The sequence below is a fragment of the Actinoplanes teichomyceticus ATCC 31121 genome, from assembly GCF_003711105.1.
Taxonomy (GTDB): domain Bacteria; phylum Actinomycetota; class Actinomycetes; order Mycobacteriales; family Micromonosporaceae; genus Actinoplanes; species Actinoplanes teichomyceticus.
Map to the genome: position 1 here is coordinate 4,436,027 of NZ_CP023865.1, position 18,646 is coordinate 4,454,672.

The following is an 18,646-nucleotide window of genomic DNA, read 5'->3' on the forward strand; positions in this document are numbered from 1 at the left end:
CGGGCAGTGCCTCGGGTCCGCTTCGGCCGGATCGGCACGCGCTCCCGGACCGCAACTGGTACGGTTGCCGCAAATTGCCATGTTTACCGCAACCCGGGGCGGGGTAATGCTCAGCGGTTCGGACTCGCTCCGAGTCCCGGGGGTTCGAAGGGTGTGGCATGCGGGAAACCGACCGGCTGGACCCGCTGGAGGATCTGGACGTGCTCGCCGACCGGTACGCACGGGCACGGGACCGGGCCGACGACGCGACCAAGGACCGCCTGCGCGAGGAGTTCGTGCGGGAGGCCCTGCCGTTCGCCGGCCGGCTGGCCCGCCGGTACCGGGGCCGCGGCGAGCCGCCCGACGACCTGGAGCAGGTGGCCCGGCTGGGCCTGGTCAAGACCGTGGACCGGTACGAGCCGGAGCGCGGGTCGTTCACCGCGTACGCGATCCTCACCATCACCGGCGAGATCAAGCGCCATTTCCGCGATCACACCTGGGGCGTCCACGTGCCCCGCGGCCAGCAGGACCGGGTGCTCGAGTTCGTGCACGCCAAGGCGGTGCTGACCAGCGAGCTGGCCCGCACCCCGACGGTGGCCGAGCTGGCCGGGCGCCTCGGGGTCGACGAGGGCGAGGTGCTCGGCGCGCAGACCTCGGCGGCCGCGCACAGCACCGAGTCGCTGAACGCGCCGCTGGGTGACAGCCCGGACGGCGCCGAGCTGGGCGACCTGCTCGGCGGGGTGGACGGCGACCTCACCCTGGTCGACGACCGTGCCACGGTGGAGAGCCTGCTGTGCGAGCTGCCGGCCCGCGAGCGCCGGCTGCTGGCGCTGCGGTTCTGGGGCAACCTGAGCCAGGTGGAGATCGCCGAGGAGCTGGGCATCTCGCAGATGCACGTGTCCCGGCTGCTCAGCCGTACCCTGGCCTGGCTGCGCGAGGCGATGCTGTCGGACGCCACGCCGGCCTGGACCGGCTCCGGCAGCCCGGACCACCGGGTGACGATCACCGCGACGTCGGATGGCGTCCGGGTCGCGGTGCACGGCGAGATCGACCGCGACAACGCCAATCAGGTACGCCGTGAGCTGCTGACCGTCGCCAGCACGTGCGGCCGGGACCGCCGCTTGTCGGTGGACCTGTCCGGCGTGCCGCTGCTGAGCGCGGCCGGTATCGCGATGATGACCGCGGTGCGTGAGGCGGCCCGCGGGCACGGGGTGCGGCTGGTGCTCACCGGCGTGCAGCCGTACGTGGCCCGGGTGCTGGCCATCGCCGGCCTGCGCGAGCTGATCGCCGAGGCGGACCGCCCCTGAACCGGCTCGGGGCGGGCGGGACGGTTCGACCGGGCCCGTCGAAGCGGGCCGGGACGGTTCGGCCGGGCCCGTCGAAGCGGGCCGGGACGGTTCGGCCGGGCCCGTCGAAGCGGGCCGGGACGGTTCGGCCGGGCCCGAGCGGGTACTGCCCTGCGGTGCCCGCCGCCACAGTCGCCGTGATCACCGGAGCCTCCAGCGGGGTGGGGCGAGCCACCGCGCTCGCGTTCGCCCGCACCGGCGCCCGGCTCGTCCTGGCCGCCCGCTCCCGGCCCGCCCTCGACCTGGTCGCCGAGTCCTGCCGGGCGCTCGGCGCGCCGGTACGGGTCGCGGTCGCCGACGTCACCGAGCCGGCCACGGTGGAGGCCGTGGCCGAGGCCGCCATCAGCGCCTACGGCCGTCTCGACGTATGGGTGCACACGGCGGCGGTGATGGCGTACGGCAGATTCGAGGACGTCCCTGCCGAGGTGTTCGAGAGGGTGGTGACCACCGACCTGATCGGCGCCGCCACGGTGGCCCGCGCCGCGCTGGCCCGGTTCCGGCCGCAGGAGCACGGCGTGCTGATCTTCGGCGGGTCGCTGCTGGGCACCGTGGTCACGCCGTACACCAGCTCCTATGTGACCAGCAAGTGGGGTCTGCGCGCACTGGTCCGGGCACTGCGGCTGGAGACCCGCGACGCGCCCGGCATCCACGTGTGCCTGGTCGCGCCCGGTTCGGTGGACACCCCGATCTACCGCACCGCCGCGAACTTCGCCGGCCGCTTCGGCCAGCCGCCGCCGCCGGTGGACTCCCCGGAGAGGGTGGCCGCGGCGATCGTGCGCTGCGCGCGGCGGCCCCGCGCCACCGTCACGCTCGGGCTCGCCAGCCGGATCATCCGGTTCGGGTTCGTGGCCACGCCCGCGCTGTACGACGTGCTGGTCGGCCCGCTGATGCGGATCGCCGGGCTGTCCCGGGAGCGGGTGGCCCCGCACACCGGCAACGTGTTCGCCCCGGCGCCCCAGCCGCCCGGACCGGCCCGCCCGGCGCCCGCCCGCCCCGGGTGGTGGCCGGCCGCCGCGCTGGCCGGTGGCCTGCTGGCCTGGCAGTCGGTGCGACGCTCCCGCCGCACCGGGGCGTCTACGCTGACCCGGTGATCCGAGCCGTGATCGTCGACGTCGACGACACCCTGTGCCTGACCGAAGCCGCCTCGTTCGAGCTGGAGAACGAGGTGCTGGCCCGGATGGGCCGGGAGCCGATGACCCGGGAGATCCACCTGGCCACCTGGGGCGAGATCCTGCTGGACGCCATGCCGCACCGCTCGCCGGGAGTGGACCTGGACCGGTTCGCTCGGCTGTTCGCGGTCCTGCACCAGCGGTACCTGGCCGACGGCCGCCTGGACGTGATCCCGCCGGAGAACCTGCGCGCCCTGGACGAGCTGGTCGAGGACGGGCGCTCCGTGCTGCTGCTCACCTCCCGGACCGAGGCGGAGGTGCGGCACCTGCTGCAGCCCGACCACGTGCTGGCCGGCCGGGTCACCGGCGCGTACCACCAGGGCAACACCCGGTACCGCAAACCGGATCCGCGGGCGTTCGACGAGCTGCTGGCCGAGACCGGGTTCCGGCCGCACGAGTGCGTCTATGTCGGGGACTCGCCGGGCGACGCGGTCGCCGCCGGCGGCGCCGGCATCCGGTTCGTCGCCTGCCTGCAGAGCGGCGTGCGCCGGCTGGACGAGTTCGATCCGCGGTACGTCACCGCCGCCGTGCCCGCCTTTCCGGACATCCTGCCGGTGATCCGGGGGCTGCGTGGCGAGGCCGCCGCCTGACCGCCCACCCGGCGGCCCGGCCCGCCGCTCGGGGGTGGGCTCGCGGTTCTGTCGTACCCCTCCGGTATCAAGGTCACTGTCATCGCGAGACCGACGAAAGAGTGCCCTGATGCCTGCCCAGCCCGAGATCGCCCCGGTCGTCGACGCGGCCCACGCCGAGCCGTTCCGCACCGCCGACGACTACCGCGCGGCGATCGACCGGGTCCGGGCGGCCGCGGCGGCGTACTACGCGGGCGCCGACCTGGCCATGGACGACGCGACGTACGACGCTCTGCTGGCCCGGGTCACCGCGACCGAGGGCGCGCAGCCCGGCTGGGTGGTGGCCGGCTCCCCCACCGGGGTGGTCGCGGCCGGCGGCGGCGTGACCGGCGACGTCGCGCACAGCACCCCGATGCTGAGCCTGGCCAACGTGTTCGACGAGGACGAGTTGCGCGCCTGGGCGACCCGTCTGGACCGGGTGCTCGGCCGTCCCGCCGCCGGCTACACGGTCGAGCCGAAGATCGACGGCATGGCGATCGCCGCGCGCTACGCCGAGGGCCGGCTGGTGCGGGTGGCCACCCGGGGCGACGGGCGGGCCGGCGAGGACGTCACCGCTCAGGCCCGCGCGGTCGCCGGCCTGCCCGCCGAGCTGGCCCGGCCGGTCACCGTGGAGGTGCGCGGCGAGGTGTTCATGACCGACGACGACTTCGCCCGGGCGAACGAGCTGCGCACCGCGCACGGCGGGCAGCCGTTCGCCAACCCGCGCAACGCCGCCGCCGGCACGCTGCGCGCGCAGGACCGGGCCTATCTCGCCCCGCTGTCCTTCCTCGCGTACGCGGTGCACGACCTGCCCGGCGGCGAGGGCCTGACGCACAGCGCCGCGATGGCCGCGGTCGCCGAGCTGGGCGTCGCCACCACCGGCGGGTCGGCGGCCGGCATGGCGGTGTGCGCCACCGTGGAGGAGCTGCTCGACGCGATCGCGCGGCTCGGCGCGCTGCGCGACAAGCTCGGCTTCGACATCGACGGCGTGGTGATCAAGGCGGACTCCCCGGCCGACCGGGACGCCGCCGGCTCGTCCAGCCGGGCGCCGCGGTGGGCGGTCGCCTACAAGTTCCCCGCCGACACCCGTACCAGCCGGCTGACCGCGATCGAGGTGCAGGTCGGCCGTACCGGCGTGATCACCCCGGTGGCGGTGATCGAGCCGGTGCAGGTCGGCGGCGTGGTGGTCACCTCCGCCACCCTGCACAACTTCGACGACCTGGTCCGGCGCGACGTGCGCGTCGGTGACACGGTGTTCGTCCGGCGGGCCGGCGAGGTGATCCCGGAGATCACCGGGGCGAAACTCGACGAGCGGCCGGAGGGCGCCGAGCCGTTCGCCGCGCCGCTGCTGTGCCCGCGCTGCGGGGGCGACATCGACCGTACGCAGAAGCGCTGGCGCTGCGTGCAGGGGCGGGCGTGCGGGGCGGCCGAGTCGCTGGCGTACTTCGCGGCCCGTGACTCGATGGACATCGAGGGCCTCGGCGACAAGGTGATCCGCGCGCTGGTCGCGGCCGACCTGGTCACCGACCCCGCCGATCTGTACGACCTGGACGCGGAGACGGTGTCCCGGCTGGAGCGACTGGGGCGCACCTCGGCGGCGAAGCTGATCGCGAACATCCAGGGGTCCAAGGCGCAGCCGCTGTCCCGGGTGCTGACCGGGCTCGGCGTCCGGATGACCGGCCGGTCCATGTCCCGCCGCCTGGCCCGGCACTTCGGCTCGATGGAGGCGCTGTGCGCGGCCACCGTCGAGCAGCTGCAGGAGGTGGCGGCGGTCGGGCCGGAGCGGGCCGCGACGATCGCCGCCGAGCTCGCCGACCTGGCGCCGGTGATCGCCAAGCTGGCCGCGCGTGGGGTCAACATGGTGGAGCCGGGCGTGACACCGTTCGCCGGCCGGGTCGTCGGCGCGGACGACCCGGCCGGCGCGGCCCGCCTGCCGCTGCGCAAGGGCGACGGCTCGCCGATGACCGTCGTGGTCACCGGCTCGGTGCCGGGCCTGACCCGCAACGAGGGCAACGAGGCGGTCGAGCGGCTCGGCGGCAAGTCGTCCGGGTCGGTGTCCCAACGCACCGACCTGGTGGTGATCGGCGACGGGGCCGGCGCGAAGGCGGCCAAGGCGGAGCAGTTGGGGCTGCGGATCATGCCGGCCGACCGCTTCGCGGCGCTGCTGGCGGCCCACGATGCCGGCGCCGGCCCGGCCCTCGAGGAGTTCTGAGCCCGGCCCGGCGCCGGGCCGGGTGCCCACGAGAGATTCGCGCTGTCACGATCGCCGCTCCGGCGACGCCCGGCAGCTGGCCGGCGGCACGGCGGCCCTCCCGGCGGGGGCGGTGCAGGACATGTCCTGCTTTCCTCCGGGCGTTTTAGACGTTTTGCCACGTAACTCCGTTTTATCGGCAAAGGCGGCGCCAACCGGGTGCCGCCGCCACGATCCGGGACGGGGACAACGTGGACATGTGCGCTCCGCTGATCAGTGCGGCGATCGGGCACCTGATCAGCCTGCTGGCGACCGGGCCCGGCGGGGAGGGCGGCAACCGCCTCCCCCGCACGGGTGGACGCGGCCGTGACCCGCGACGAAGGCCGTGCCCGCAGGTGCGGGTCACCTGGCGCGGCGGCGGAGCGGACGGGGCCTCGTGGTGACGCTGGCGAGGACCGAGGCGCCGGACGAGGACGGTGATCACGAGTCGCCGGAGAGCAGCTTCGCGGTGTTCTACCGGGAGGCGTTCCCCCGGCTGGTCGGCCGCGCGATGGTCCGCGGCCTGGGACGCCACGACGCCGCGGACGCGGCACAGGACGCGCTGGTCGGCGTCTACCGGCGCTGGGCGGTGCTGCACCCGCAGCCGAGCGAGTGCCGATTCCGGTACGCCTCGGCCGCGCTGGAGAACTCGGTGCAGAACGTGCGGCGCCGGTGGGGGCGCGACGCGGACCTGTCCGAGCGGCTCAGCCCGTTCGTGCGGTTCGCCGAGGACGACAGCGCCGGCGGTGACGCGCTGGAGCTGATCCAGGAGTTGCCGGAGCGCCAGCGCACCGTCGTGCTGCTGCTCGACGAGGGCTGGACCGCGAACGAGATCGCCACCCGGCTGCGGATCGGCGCCACGTCGGTGCGCACCCATCTGCAGCACGCGAGAAAGACGTTGAACGCAAAGCTCCAGGCCCGGAGGGGAAACGATCGTGGATAGCCCGATGCTGACGCCCGAGGAGAGGGCGCTGGTCGCGCAGGCGGAACGGCAGGCGGTGGCCGGGATGAGCTTCGACGCCGCGGCCGGGCTGGCCGACCTGCGGCGGCGGGCGCGGCAGGCCCCGCCGGCCAGAAACGGACGATCCCGTACGCCGGTGGCCTGCCGCCGGCCGATCCCGAAACCCCGCGGGTCGCAGCGGGCCGCCACCGGGAACCGGCTGCGCCCCGTGGTGATCGGGTTCGCCGGGGTGGTGCTCGCCGCGATGCTGGCCGTCGCGGTGGTGACCGGGCACTCGCGCGAGCACGGATACCTCGACGGCTCGGCCGCGCAGCCGCTCGGGTCCGGCCGGCCGGCGGCGGAGCCGGGCGGCTCGGTGACCGGCGACGGCCCGGCCGGCGCCACGGCCGGCGGCGCCACGGCCGGCGGCGGCCCGGCCGGCGGCGGCCCGGCCGGCGCCACGAACGACGGCGGCCCGACCGGGGCGGCGGGCTTCGGTGGGGACCGGGCGGGCGGCTCGGGCACCGCCGGAGGGCCGGACGTCTCCCGGACCCGCGCGCCGGGCACGCACTCGGGGGGTGCGGCGACCGGCCGGCCGGGGAACAGCGGTGTCACGACCGGCGGACGCGGGGTCGGCGGTGGCACGACCGGTGGGGCCGGCAACGGTGAGGGCACGCCCGGTGGACCGGTGGGCGGTGACTCCGCGGGCGGCGACCGCAGGGCAGGCCCCGCCGCCGGGGAACCCGGCAGCGGGGGCGGTCCCGGGGCCGGGAAACCCGGCAGCGGGGGTGGTTCCGCGCCCGGCGGATCCGGCAGCGGGGGCGCCACGACCGGCGGATCCGCCGATCCAGGGTCCACGACCGGCGGACCCGGCGCCGCAGGCGCCACGACCGGCGGACCCGGCGCCCCAGGCGCCACGACCGACAAAGCTGGGGACAGAGACGCCACGACGAGGGTGGCCGGTGACCCACGACCCGCGACCGACGGGCCCGGCGCCGCGGGCCCCGGGATCGGTGGACCCGTGAGCGGGGACGGCACGACCGGCGGGGCGATCCGCCGCGGGCCGGGGGGCGGTGCGGGCGCCGTCCGGGGGCCGGTAGCGGGCGGGACGTCGAGCGGCCGTCCCCGGCCGGGCGACGGCCAGCGGACCCGGGCCTCGGCGAATGCCGCACTCACCATGAGCGGCGTGCCCGGTCCCGCTCCGACGGCCGCGGGACCGGGTGCGGCGGACTCGTCGCGCACCCGGGCGCCGCAGGCGGGCGCGAGCCGTCCGGTGGCCGCGCCCACCGGACCGTTCCGGCCGCTCTACCGGGCGACCGAGGTGACCGTGGTGGTGGACGGCGCGAAGAAGCGGGCGATCTCGCTGACCCAGCCGCACCGGAAGGTCGCCGAGGGCGGCGGCGACGTGGTGGTCTCCCGGCAGACCGGCGTGCTGCACCTGGACGCGCTGCCCGGCGTACGCACGGCGACCGTGGCCGGCAGCGAGGCGACCCCGGCGCAGTGCCAGCGCGCCATCCGGGACCGGCCGACCGGGTCGAGCATCGAACTGCGCGAGGGCGAGACCTACTGTCTCATGACGTCGGGCGCCGGCCTGCCGGGTGCGGCGCTGGTCCGGCTCAACGTGGCGACGGCCGGCGACGGGCGCGAGGTGACGCTGAAGATGGCCGCATGGGACACCCCCGGCTGATCACGGACGGACACGGACGCCGGCGACCGGCGGACGCCGGCCGGTCACGCGCGGGGCCGACCGCGGGCGGGCGACCGCTGATGACGGGCGAGCGCGGGCCGATCGCGGCGCGCGGGCGCCGATGACGGGCGGGCGCGGCCGGCGATGCCGGGTCACCGCCCGCCCGTCACGCCTCGCTGAGCAGGCCGCCGGTCTCCGCGTACGACGCGCCGGTCTCCGGGCAGGTCCAGACGCCGTCGCCCTGGTGCGTCAGCGGCCGGCCGGCCCGCCCGACCCACCCGACCCGGCGCGCCGGGACGCCGACGACCAGGGCGAAGTCCGGCACGTCGGTGGTCACCACCGCGCCCGCCGCGACCAGCGCCCAGCGGCCCACGGTGACCGGGGCGACGCAGACCGCCCGGGCGCCGATCGCCGCGCCCTCGCCGACGGTCACGCCGACCGCGGTCCAGTCGTCACCGGACTTCAGCCGCCCGTCCGGGGTGACCGCGCGCGGGTACTCGTCGTTGGTCAGCACCGCGGCGGGTCCGACGAAGACGCCGTCGGCGAGCCGGGCCGGTTCGTACACCAGGGCGTGGTTCTGCAGTTTGACGTTGTCGCCGATGACCACACCGGGGCCGACGTACGCCCCACGGCCGATGGTGCAGTTGCGGCCGAGAGTGGCGTCCTCGCGGATCTGCGCGAGGTGCCAGATGCGGGTGCCCGCGCCGATCTCGGCGCGCGGGTCCAGGTCGGCGGTGGGCGCGACGGTCACGTCGTCACGGCCGGGCGGTGCGTCGGTCATCGCGAGCCTTTCGTGGTTCCGCCACCGGCCGGCGGATCCGGGCCAGGGTAGTGGCAACCGGACCGGCGCGATGTCAGGAAGCCGACGTGGCCGTCCAAAGTGACCGTTGGTCGGCTCGGGTGCTGGCCGACAGGCGTACCCGGGACGGCCGAACGGGTCGGCTTGGCCTCCGGCTCCGCCGGAAATCGGGCATCGATCTAGCGGCGTTCCTAAGGGGATCGATAGCTTGCCGGGAGGTCCGCCTCCGTGGGCCCGTCCGCCCCGCCTCCCTCCCAGAAACGGAAGTCTGTTGACTCCCACGCCGAATGCGTCCGAGCCGATCGGGATCGCCGTCATCGGGGCCGGTTACTGGGGCCCCAACCTCGTCCGCAACTTCCAGGCCAGCACCCGGTTCCGGCTGCGCTGGCTGTGCGACCTCGACGTCGAGCGGGCCCGCCGGGTGCTCGGTGGCTACTCGACCGTGCAGGTCACCGCCGACCTCGACGAGGTGCTCGCCGACCCGCGGGTGCAGGCGGTGGCGATCGCCACCCCGGCCGGCACCCACCTGACGGTGGCGCTGGCCGCGCTGCGGGCCGGCAAGCACGTGCTGGTCGAGAAGCCGCTCGCGGCCACCTACGACGAGGGCCGGCGGCTGGTCGAGGAGGCCGACGCGCGCGGCCTGACCCTGATGTGCGACCACACCTACTGCTACACCCCGGCCGTGCTGCGCATCCGTGAGCTGCTGCACTCCGGTGAGCTCGGCGAACTGCACTTCCTGGATTCCGTACGGATCAATCTCGGTCTGGTGCAGCGCGACATCGACGTGCTCTGGGACCTCGCGCCGCACGACCTGTCGATCCTGGACTTCGTGCTCCCGCCGGGGGTCACGCCGGTGGCCGTGGCGGCGCACGGCGCGGACGGCATCGGCGCCGGCCGGGCCTGCGTGGCGTACCTGACGCTGCAGCTGAGCAACGGCGCGATCGCGCACATCCACGTGAACTGGCTGTCCCCCGTCAAGATCCGCACGGCGATCTTCGGCGGTTCCAAGCGGACGCTGGTGTGGGACGACCTGAACCCCAGCCAGCGGCTGGCGATCTACGACCGGGGCGTCGACGTGGCGTCGCCGGACGAGCTCGGCGACGAGCAGCGCCGGGACATCCTGATCTCGTACCGCTCCGGCGACATGGTGGCGCCGGCGCTGACCGAGCGGGAGGCGCTGCGCACCATGGTCGACGAGTACGCGCGGGCGATCACCACGGGGACGCCCGCGCTCACCGACGGCCGCTCCGGCCTGCGCGTGCTGGAGCTGCTGCAGACCGCCTCGCGTAGCCTGACCGAGGGCGGCACGATGATCAAGCTCAACGAAGGGCGCATGGCGTGACGGCTGTATCGATCGAGGGCGCGCGCGCCCTGGTCACCGGCGGGGCGGGCACCATCGGCTCGCACGTGGTCGACGAGCTCATCCGCGGCGGGGCCGCCGAGATCGTCGTCCTGGACAACTTCGTCCGCGGGCGGCGGGACAACCTCGCCTGGGCCCTGGAGAACGGCCCGGTCACCCTCGTCGAGGGCGACATCCGTGACCGGGACCTGGTGCGCGAGATGACCGCCGGCAAGGATCTGGTGTTCCACCTGGCCGCGATCCGGATCACGCAGTGCGCGGAGGAGCCGCGACTGGCCAACGAGGTGCTCGTGGACGGCACCTTCAACGTCGTCGAGGCGGCCGCCGAGGCCGGCGTCAGGAAGGTGATCGCGTCGTCGTCGGCGTCGGTGTACGGCCTGGCCGAGCAGTTCCCGACCACCGAGCGGCACCATCCGTACCACAACGACACCTTCTACGGTGCGGCCAAGGCGTTCAACGAGGCCACCCTGCGCAGCTTCAAGGCCATGAAGGACCTGGACTACGTGGCCCTGCGCTACTTCAACGTGTACGGCCCGCGGATGGACATCCACGGCCTGTACACCGAGGTGCTGATCCGCTGGATGGAGCGCATCGAGTCGGGCACTCCCCCGCTGATCCTCGGCGACGGTCTGCAGACCATGGACTTCGTGCACGTGGCCGACATCGCCCGGGCCAACATCCTGGCCGCCCGCGCCGACGTCACCGACGAGGTGTTCAACGTGGCCAGCGGCACCGAGACGAGTCTCAAGGAGCTGGCCGCGGCGCTGAGCGCGGCGATGAAGTCGGATCTGGCGCCGGAGCACGGCCCGGCCCGCGCGGTCAACGGCGTCACCCGCCGGCTGGCCGACACCCGCGCGGCCGCCGAGCGGATCGGCTTCCGCGCCGAGATCGGCCTGCACGAGGGCCTGCGGGGTCTCGTCGACTGGTGGCGGTCGTCCCGATGATCCCGGTCATGATCCCCATGCTGGGCGAGGAGGAGGCCGAGGCGGCCGCCGAGGCGGTCCGCTCCGGCTGGGTCGCCCAGGGGCCCCGGGTGGCCCGCTTCGAGCGCGAGTTCGCGGCCACCGTCGGCGCCGGGCACGGCGTCGCGGTCAGCTCGTGCACCACGGCGCTGCATCTGGCCCTGGTCGTGCGGGCCGTCGGCCCGGGCGACGAGGTCATCGTCCCGTCGCTGTCGTTCATCGCCACCGCCAACGCGGTCCGCTACGTCGGGGCCACCCCGGTCTTCGCCGACGTGGACCTGGCCACCGGCAACCTGACCGTGGAAACGGTCGACGCGGTGCGGACCCCACGCACCCGGGCGGTCATCGCGGTGCACCAGGGCGGCGTGCCGTTCGACACGGCCGCGCTGCGCAAGGCCGCGGCCGGCTGGGGGCTGGCGCTGGTCGAGGATGCCGCGTGCGCGGCCGGTTCGACGGCGTACGGTCAACCGGCCGGCGCCGGGGCGGCGATCGCCGCGTGGTCGTTCCACCCGCGCAAGGTGCTCACCACCGGCGAGGGCGGCATGGTCACCGTCGACGACGCCGAGGTGGCCACCCGCCTGCGCCGGCTGCGCGAGCACGGCATGAACGTGTCCGCGGCCGACCGGCACGCCAGCGCCCAGCCGGTGCTGGAGGCGTACCTGGAGACCGCCTACAACTACCGGATGACCGACATCCAGGCCGCCGTCGGGCTGGTGCAGCTGGGCCGGCTGGCCGGGCTCGTCGCGCAGCGGCGTGAGCTGGCCGCCCGCTACCACGAGCTGCTGGCCGACATCGACGGCCTGGTGCCGGTTCGTGACCCGGCCTACGGACAGAGCAACTACCAGTCGTTCTGGGTGCTGCTCAACCCCGCGTTCCGGACCGGCCGCGACGAGGTGCTGGCCGAGCTGGCCCGGCGCGGCGTGTCGGCGCGGCGCGGCATCATGGCGGCGCACCTGGAGCCGGCGTACGCGGACGTCGCCCCGGGCCCGCTGCCGGTGACCGAGCGGATCACCCGGGACTCGCTGATCCTGCCGCTGCACCACCGGCTGACCGAGGACGACCAGAAGCACATCGTCGGGGTGCTGCGCGAGCTCGCCCACTAGGGCGGGCCCCACCGAATCGCTCGGAAACGGATTGCGCAATGCACGAGAAAGGCCATCGCCCGGTGCGGCGGTGGCCTTTTCACCGGATCCGGTCGCACGAATACCGGTCGATTCCGGCCCGGCGCCGACCGTACCCCGGAAATCGCTTTTTCCACCGGCGGAGAGGCTTGTCCGGGCTTTCCGGCGCGGCTGCCGGGCTCGGCGAGCAGGCGTGGGAAGGGCAGCGCCGGGTCCTCGCCGACGATCCGGCCCGGGCGCCGGGGAGGGCAGCGCCGGGTCCTGGCCGGCGCTCCGGCCCGGGCACCCGGGGACCGATCCGGTGGTCCCCGCGCGCCCGGACGCCTTCGGTGTGGCAGGCTCGGCGCCGTGGAGCACGTGATCGATGTGCCGGGCGGGTCGGTCTGGGCCGAGGACATCGGGGAGAGCCTGCCGCCGGTCGTGCTGCTGCACCCGGGAGTCGGCGATTCCCGGAACTGGAGCCCGGTTTGGGAGCGGCTCACCGGTCAGCACCGCCTGATCCGCTACGACGTGCGGGGCTTCGGCCGCTCCACGCCGCCGGCCGGGCGGTTCTCCCGGCTCGACGACCTGCGCCGGGTGCTCGACCGGCTCGGCGTCGGGCCGGCGCTGTTCGCCGGTTGCAGCATGGGCGGCGGCACCGCGCTCGACCTCGCCCTGGCCGAGCCGGACCGGGTCCGCGGGATGGTGCTGGCCTGCCCGGGCATCTCCGGCGCCCCGCCCGCCCACGACCCGGCCGACGAGCCGGACAGCCCCGACCCGGAGACCTTCGTCGAGCAGGGCGTCGCCCGCTGGGCCCGGGCCGGACGGGACCCGCTGGTCGTCGATCTGCTCCGCTCGGCGGTCCGGTTCTGGCTCGGCTGGGGCGACACCCTCGCCGACGACGGCGACGCGTGGTCGCGGCTGGAGGACGTCGCCACGCCCAGTGTGCTGTTGCTCGGTGATCAGGAACGGCCGTCGTTCGTCCCGGCCTGCGTCGAGGCCGCGCGGCGCATTCCCGGCTGCCGCCTGGTGCGGATACCCGGCGCCGACCACTTCCTGCCGCTGCGGGCGCCCGGCGCCGTGGTGGCGGCGCTGCGCTCGCTACCGCGCTGACCGGGCCGCCCCGAGCGGCCCCGCGGCGTTCAGCGGGTGGCGACGGCCAGCAGGTTGGTGAGGAAGGCGACCGTCGCCGGGGCGGGGGTGGCACGGCCGGCGAGCATGTCGTCGAGCCACGTCCCGTGGATCAGGCCGGTGGCGCGCAGCGGCGCGGTGAGGTCCGGTTCGGCTCGCCAGTGCGCGACCACCAGGGCGGCCATCTCGGCGGCGCCCAGCTGCGGCCGGCCCTGACCGCGCAGCCTCTGCCGGATCTTGCGGGCGGCCTTCCGCGCGGTCACCCGGTACGCCGCGGTGCGCGCGGCCAGGCCGGGCCGGCCGAGCCGGTTCGGCAGCAGACCCGAGTCGAGCGGGACGGCGGCCAGCGCCGGGTCGAGCAGGGTGATCAGGCGACCGGTGAGCAGGCCGTGACGTTTGTCTTCGGGCCGGACCGCGTGCGCCAGCTGGATGAACCGGCGGTCGAACATCGGGTTGACGAAGTGCCGGCTGGCCGCGGCGACCGAACCGTGCGCTCCGGACCAGCGTTGCATCCGCTGGTAGAGGTAGAAGTGGTCGGTCGCGGGCAGCCACTGCGACGGGTAACCCTCGAACGACGCGGTGATCAGGTCAAGGGCGTCGGCGCGGGCGGACGCGGCGAAGTCGGGCGCCAGCGCCGCGGTCTCGACGGCCTCGTTGGCGTAGAGCCGCCAGGTGGCCAGTTTCTCGATCAGTTTCGGTCCGGTGACGGCGTTGGCCGGCTGGCCGAAGTAGTAGAAGCCGCGGCAGGTCTCGCCGCCCAGCCCGGACAGCCGGTGCCCCTGATCCAGTTGGGACTCGGCGCGCAGCAGCGGCGCCAGGGCGAGCGGGCTGGCCATGCCGTCGAGCGCGCGGGCGGCCCGCACGGCCAGCTCGTACGCCTCGGCCGGGGTGACCGCCGGAGACTCGTCGAGCCAGTGGACGTGCAGTTTCATCCCGGTCATGGCGGCGAGCCGGTGGGCGAACCGGGAGTCCGTGCCGCCGTGCACGTCGAGGGTGAGCGCGGCCAGCCCGGCACGCAGCTCGGCGGGGATGGCGGCCAGCAGCACCCGGGTGTCCTGCCCGCCGGTCAGCTGCAGCACCGCATCGGGGTGGTCGCGCAGGTAGGCGCGGTGGAACTCGACCATGAGCTCGGCCTGTTCGGCCGCGGCGGCCTCGACCGAGAGCGGCGGCCCGTCCAGGGCCAGCGACTCCTCGACGTAGCGGTGCAGGGTGACCCGGCCGTCGTCGAGGATGGCCAGGCAGCCGGCCGGGACCTTGCCCACCCCGTCGAACAGGGTGCGCAGCCCGACCTGCCAGCCGACCAGGCTCTGCACGGCCAGGGCCGGCCGGTCCAGCCCGGCGCCGGCCAGCTCGGCGAGCGCGAGGGCGCTGGTGGAGACCGCCGCGACGCCCGCGCCCTGCCACCAGAAGAGCTGCTGGAAGCCGAGCCAGTCGGTGGCCGTGACGATCGGCGCGGCCGGCCCGTCGCGGTGCGCGGCGGCGAACGGGGGGACGAGGGCGGCAAGCGGGGCGCCGTCCACCTCGGCGCCGTCGCGCAGCAGCTCGCCGAGCGCGGCGGTGGAGACGTCGCCGGCGCGGGTGCGGGCGGTCCGGCCCAGGCGCACGGTGAAGCCGTCCCCGACCCGGTCGTCCGGGTCCGGGTCGCTCATCGCCACCCAGCCGCCGTCGGTGGCGCGCACCAGCGGGGCGCCGAGATGCGCCAGGACGGCGGGCGGCGGGGCCGCCGCGGACGCCCCGGAAACCGCGAGAAAAGACCTCACCGTGGAATTCCCGTCATGCCGTCACCCTAGTCCTCCCGGCCGCCGCGAGAAAGCGCCCCGACATCGGCGAAACCGACATCGAATCCCCATTTCCGGTACGACCGTTGTCATTCTTCCGACGCCCCGCACATGCATTCCGCGCGACTGATCCGCGCCCCGCGCCGGGCCGCCCGGCCGTCAGCGCACCACGGCGGGCGACCAGGCGTCCGGGACGAACAGCCGCGGCGCGCCGGTGCCGTCGGCCGGTACGGTCCACACGTCGCTGGCCGAGGGCCCGTTGCCGGCGCGCGGCAGGCCGTAGAGCACGTGCTCGCCGTCGAGCCACTCGATCTGGTCGTCCACGCTGTGCTTCTCGGCCAGCAGCGTGGAGCGGCCGGTGGCCAGGTCGTAGACGGCGATCATCCACTGTCCCTCGGGCCGGCCGTCGCGGGTCTTGAACGCCACCCGGCCGCCGTCCGGGGACAGCGACGGGCACTCGGCGTCCTCGCGCAGCGCGACCAGCTCCCGGCTGCTCAGGCTGCCGCGCACCAGCCAGGTGCGGTCGCCGGACGCCGCGGTGGCGTAGAAGCGGTCGCCGTCGGCGGCGAACGTGACGCCCCACATGTTGCGGTCCCGGGCGGTGTTGCGCCGGCCGTCGACCACCAGCGTGAAGTCGCTCTCCAGGTTCAGGCTCCGCCCGCCGCCGGTCAGCGGGGTGATCAGGGTCTCGGTGGAGAAGTCGCCCGGCGAGGAGTACGCGTGCCCGGAGACGAACGTGGTGGTGGCCGCCCACTCGCCGTCCGGCGAGAGCCGGGTGCGGCTGGGCACCCCGGACAGCGGCAGCGACCGGCGGATCGCCCAGCCGGCGTCCAGCACCTCGGCCCGGTACGTGGTGACGAACCCGGGCTTGGCGTAGAGGCAGACCGCCTCGCCGGCGTGGGCGTACACCCGGTCGCAGGACGCCTGGGTGAACGCCCGCGGGCCGGTCGGGTCGGTCAGCGGCACGGCGGCGACCCGACCGTACTCGTCGCCGATCGCGGTGCTGCGGAAGACGACGTGCGGCTGCCGGGTGACCGCGGCCAGGTCGGCGACCGGCACCGGCGGCGCCGCGGCGACCTGCTCGCGCCGCTGCTCGCGCAGGCGCAGGACGAAGGCGGCCGTACCGGCCACGGCCAGCACGAGGACGGCGGCGAACACCGCCAGCCGGGTACGCAGGCTCACGCGTCGATGCCTTTCAACAGCCAGGATGCGGCCCCGAGGCCGGCCGCGAGGCAGCCGGCGGCGAGGCACAGGGCGGACGCCGGCCCGATCGCCTCCCACAGGCCGGCGAAGGCCAGCGAGACGGCGAACCGGGTCAGCACGACGACGGTCTGCGCCGCGGCGATCCCGCTGCCGCGCGCCTGCGCCGGGACCCGCCGGCTGATCAGCGCGGGCAGCACGCCGTCGGTGGCCGCGTAGTACACGCCGAGCAGGGCCAGCGCCAGCAGGGTGGGCAGCACCCCGCCGCCGGAGCCGGCGGCGACCAGGTAGACGGCGAGCAGCGCGACGTGCCCGCCGACGAACACCCGGGCCCGCCCCGCCCGGTCGGCGAGCCGGCCCAGCGGGACGGCCAGCGCGAGGTAGACGAGGTTGGTGCCGACGTACATCAGCGGGAACCAGCGGGCCGCGAAGTCGCCGCTGTGCTGCAACGACAGGTAGAGGAAACCGTCGCCGACGGTGCACAGCCCGAGCAGCCCGGCGGCCAGCAGCGGGCGCCGCAGGCGCGGGGCGGCCAGCTCGGCGAACAGCCGCCGGACCGGCAGGCCGCCGCCGGCGGTGCGCCGGTCCGGCACGAACAGCACGAGTACGGCGACCCCGACGAGCCCGAACGCGAACGACGCCACGAACACCGCGCGGTAGCCGCCGGGCACGAGCAGCAGCAGCGCGAAGGCGACCAGCGGGCCGAGCGCGGCGCCGACGGTGTCCAGCGCCCGGTGCACGCCGAACGCCCGGCCCAGCGCCCCCGGATCGGAGGCGTCGGCGATCAGCGCGTCCCGCGGCGCGGTGCGGAAGCCCTTGCCGAGCCGATCGGCGGTGATGACGGCGGTGATCGCCGCGAAGGTGTGCGCCGGCACCAGCGCGATCCGGCTCAGCGCGGAGATGCCGTAGCCGGACACGGCGACCCACTTCGGCCGGTTCGTCCGGTCGTTGAGGTAGCCGCCGAAAATCCGGACCAGGGCGCTGACGCCCTGGTAGAGCCCGTCGACCACGCCGTACGCCAGCAGCCCGAGCCCGAGCTCGGCGGTCAGGTAGAGCGGCAGGACGGCGGTCACCATCTCCGACGAGATGTCGGTGAGCAGGCTGACCACGCCGAGCAGGACGACCGTGGTGGCCACCCGCGGCGCCCGGCCGCCGGGACCGGCCGCCTCGCCCTTGCCCGGCCGGTCCCGGATGGTGAGGTACACGCGGTCTACCCGGTCCTTCAGAGCGCCGCGGCGAGCGCCCGCACGGTCGTCTCCTGCTGGTCCGCGGTGATCTGCGGGTACAACGGCAGCGACAGGATCTCGCCGGCCACCCGCTCGGCCACCGGGAAGCTGCCGGCCGGGTGCCGCGGGTCGGCGAACGCGGGCGTCCGGTGCAGCGGGTACGGGTAGTGGATGGCCGCGCCGACCCCGGCCTCGTGCAGGCGGGCCAGCACGGCGTCGCGGCGGCCCGGGCCGCCGGGGACGCGGACCACGTACAGGTGCCAGACGTGCTCGTTGCCGTCCAGGGTGGCCGGGCGGATCACGTCCAGGCCGGACAGCAGCTCGTCGTAGCGCGCGGCGGCGGCGCGCCGGGCCCGGTTCCACGCCGCGAGCCGGGCCAGTTTGGCGCGCAGGACCACGGCCTGCAGCGCGTCCAGGCGGCTGTTGACGCCGACCACCTCGTGCACGTACTTCGTCAGGCCGCCGTGGCTGCCCAGCGTCCGTACCCGGGTGGCCTGGTCCTCGTCGGGCGTCAGGACCGCGCCGGCGTCGCCGTAGGCGCCGAGGTTCTTGCCCGGGTAGAAGCTGGTCGCGGCGATGCCCTCGGCGCCCGCGCCGCGGCCGTGCCGCAGCGCGCCCTGGCACTGTGCCGCGTCCTCGACCACCGCGACGCCGCTGCCGGCCAGCTCGGCCCGCAGCCGCGCGGCGTCGGCCAGCTGGCCGTAGAGGTGGACCGGGACGACCGCCCGGGTCCTCGGGCCGACCGCGGCGAGCATCTTGTCCACGTCGACGAGGTAGGTGTGCGGGTCGATGTCGGCGAGCACGACCCGGGCGCCGATCCGGGCGACCGGCTCGGCGGTGCCGACGAACGTGTTGGCCGGCACCACCACCTCGTCGCCGGCCCGCACCCCGGCGGCGCGCAGCGCGAGCTCGACCGCGTCGGTGCCGTTGGCGACGCCGACGCAGTGCGCGGCGCCGGAGAACTCGGCGAACTCGCGCTCGAACGCCGTCACCTCGGCGCCGCCGATGAAGCCGGTGGTGGCCAGCACCCGTTTGAAGCCGGCGTCCACCTCCTCGGCGACCTCGGCGTGCGCGGCTTGCAGATCCACGAGCGGAATCATGTGACAACTCCCAGTGTCCTGGCCGGGATGC

General features: G+C 75.3%; 15 protein-coding genes. 10 read left to right on the forward strand and 5 right to left on the reverse strand.

Annotated features, from left to right (window positions below; translation table 11 throughout):
• Nucleotides 1-158 precede the first annotated feature (158 nt).
• The 6 genes from ACTEI_RS19640 (at nucleotide 159) to ACTEI_RS19670 (ending at nucleotide 7,959) form a co-directional block, all read left to right on the forward strand.
• Nucleotides 159-1,286: a sigma-70 family RNA polymerase sigma factor gene (locus ACTEI_RS19640; RefSeq protein WP_122978982.1), complete on the forward strand. Its 1,128-nt coding sequence runs from the start codon at nucleotides 159-161 to the stop codon at nucleotides 1,284-1,286.
• Between the two features lie 155 nt (nucleotides 1,287-1,441).
• Entirely contained in the window at nucleotides 1,442-2,416 is a 975-nt protein-coding gene (locus tag ACTEI_RS19645; RefSeq protein ID WP_122978983.1) for an SDR family NAD(P)-dependent oxidoreductase, read from the forward strand.
• Nucleotides 2,413-3,084, forward strand: coding sequence for an HAD family hydrolase (locus tag ACTEI_RS19650; protein WP_239082407.1), 672 nt, complete (start codon nucleotides 2,413-2,415; stop codon nucleotides 3,082-3,084). Before ACTEI_RS19645 ends, ACTEI_RS19650 begins: the two co-directional genes overlap by 4 nt.
• Before the next feature lie 109 nt (nucleotides 3,085-3,193).
• Nucleotides 3,194-5,314, forward strand: coding sequence for an NAD-dependent DNA ligase LigA (gene ligA / locus ACTEI_RS19655; RefSeq protein ID WP_122978984.1), 2,121 nt, complete (start codon nucleotides 3,194-3,196; stop codon nucleotides 5,312-5,314).
• A 418-nt stretch (nucleotides 5,315-5,732) separates the two neighbouring features.
• Entirely contained in the window at nucleotides 5,733-6,275 is a 543-nt protein-coding gene (locus ACTEI_RS19665) for a sigma-70 family RNA polymerase sigma factor (protein WP_145831016.1), read from the forward strand.
• Nucleotides 6,276-6,279: 4 nt separating this feature from the next.
• On the forward strand, nucleotides 6,280-7,959 hold the full coding sequence (locus ACTEI_RS19670) for a hypothetical protein (protein WP_122978987.1): 1,680 nt from the start codon (nucleotides 6,280-6,282) through the stop codon (nucleotides 7,957-7,959).
• Nucleotides 7,960-8,125: 166 nt separating this feature from the next.
• On the opposite strand, the gene ACTEI_RS19675 is transcribed toward ACTEI_RS19670, so the two are convergent.
• The gene (locus tag ACTEI_RS19675) at nucleotides 8,126-8,740 is read right to left on the reverse strand and encodes an acyltransferase (RefSeq protein ID WP_122978988.1); all 615 of its coding nucleotides are present in this window, start codon (nucleotides 8,738-8,740) and stop codon (nucleotides 8,126-8,128) included.
• A 289-nt stretch (nucleotides 8,741-9,029) separates the two neighbouring features.
• Between ACTEI_RS19675 and ACTEI_RS19680 the strand changes: the two genes are divergently transcribed.
• From ACTEI_RS19680 to ACTEI_RS19695, 4 genes are all read left to right on the forward strand, one after another.
• The gene (locus tag ACTEI_RS19680) at nucleotides 9,030-10,100 is read left to right on the forward strand and encodes a Gfo/Idh/MocA family protein (RefSeq protein ID WP_203723663.1); all 1,071 of its coding nucleotides are present in this window, start codon (nucleotides 9,030-9,032) and stop codon (nucleotides 10,098-10,100) included.
• Nucleotides 10,097-11,062, forward strand: coding sequence for an NAD-dependent epimerase/dehydratase family protein (locus ACTEI_RS19685; protein WP_122978989.1), 966 nt, complete (start codon nucleotides 10,097-10,099; stop codon nucleotides 11,060-11,062). Before ACTEI_RS19680 ends, ACTEI_RS19685 begins: the two co-directional genes overlap by 4 nt.
• A gap of 8 nt (nucleotides 11,063-11,070) precedes the next feature.
• The gene (locus ACTEI_RS19690) at nucleotides 11,071-12,183 is read left to right on the forward strand and encodes a DegT/DnrJ/EryC1/StrS family aminotransferase (protein WP_122982270.1); all 1,113 of its coding nucleotides are present in this window, start codon (nucleotides 11,071-11,073) and stop codon (nucleotides 12,181-12,183) included.
• A 366-nt stretch (nucleotides 12,184-12,549) separates the two neighbouring features.
• A complete protein-coding gene (locus ACTEI_RS19695) occupies nucleotides 12,550-13,293 on the forward strand; it encodes an alpha/beta fold hydrolase (RefSeq protein ID WP_164466027.1) in 744 nt (247 codons plus the stop codon).
• Between the two features lie 29 nt (nucleotides 13,294-13,322).
• On the opposite strand, the gene ACTEI_RS19700 is transcribed toward ACTEI_RS19695, so the two are convergent.
• The 4 genes from ACTEI_RS19700 to ACTEI_RS19715 all read right to left on the reverse strand — a co-directional run bounded on the left by ACTEI_RS19700 (nucleotide 13,323) and on the right by ACTEI_RS19715 (nucleotide 18,603).
• The gene (locus ACTEI_RS19700; protein WP_145831015.1) at nucleotides 13,323-15,071 is read right to left on the reverse strand and encodes a class II glutamine amidotransferase domain-containing protein; all 1,749 of its coding nucleotides are present in this window, start codon (nucleotides 15,069-15,071) and stop codon (nucleotides 13,323-13,325) included.
• Between the two features lie 177 nt (nucleotides 15,072-15,248).
• Nucleotides 15,249-16,271, reverse strand: coding sequence for a TolB-like translocation protein (locus tag ACTEI_RS19705; RefSeq protein ID WP_122978992.1), 1,023 nt, complete (start codon nucleotides 16,269-16,271; stop codon nucleotides 15,249-15,251).
• Nucleotides 16,268-17,494: an MFS transporter gene (locus ACTEI_RS19710; protein ID WP_122978993.1), complete on the reverse strand. Its 1,227-nt coding sequence runs from the start codon at nucleotides 17,492-17,494 to the stop codon at nucleotides 16,268-16,270. Before ACTEI_RS19710 ends, ACTEI_RS19705 begins: the two co-directional genes overlap by 4 nt.
• Nucleotides 17,495-17,511: 17 nt before the next feature.
• Nucleotides 17,512-18,603 (reverse strand): DegT/DnrJ/EryC1/StrS family aminotransferase, encoded by a 1,092-nt coding sequence (locus ACTEI_RS19715; protein WP_239082406.1) that lies wholly within the window; start codon nucleotides 18,601-18,603, stop codon nucleotides 17,512-17,514.
• Nucleotides 18,604-18,646: the final 43 nt, after the last annotated feature.

Excerpts from the sequence above, each read along its gene's own strand:
- ACTEI_RS19690 (WP_122982270.1), top strand. The coding sequence starts at position 11,071 with ATGATCCCCATGCTGGGCGAGGAGGAGGCCGAGGCGGCCGCCGAGGCG.
- ACTEI_RS19640 (WP_122978982.1), top strand. The coding sequence starts at position 159 with ATGCGGGAAACCGACCGGCTGGACCCGCTGGAGGATCTGGACGTGCTC.
- ligA (WP_122978984.1), top strand. The coding sequence starts at position 3,194 with ATGCCTGCCCAGCCCGAGATCGCCCCGGTCGTCGACGCGGCCCACGCC.
- ACTEI_RS19675 (WP_122978988.1), bottom strand. The coding sequence starts at position 8,740 with ATGACCGACGCACCGCCCGGCCGTGACGACGTGACCGTCGCGCCCACC.
- ACTEI_RS19670 (WP_122978987.1), top strand. The coding sequence starts at position 6,280 with ATGCTGACGCCCGAGGAGAGGGCGCTGGTCGCGCAGGCGGAACGGCAG.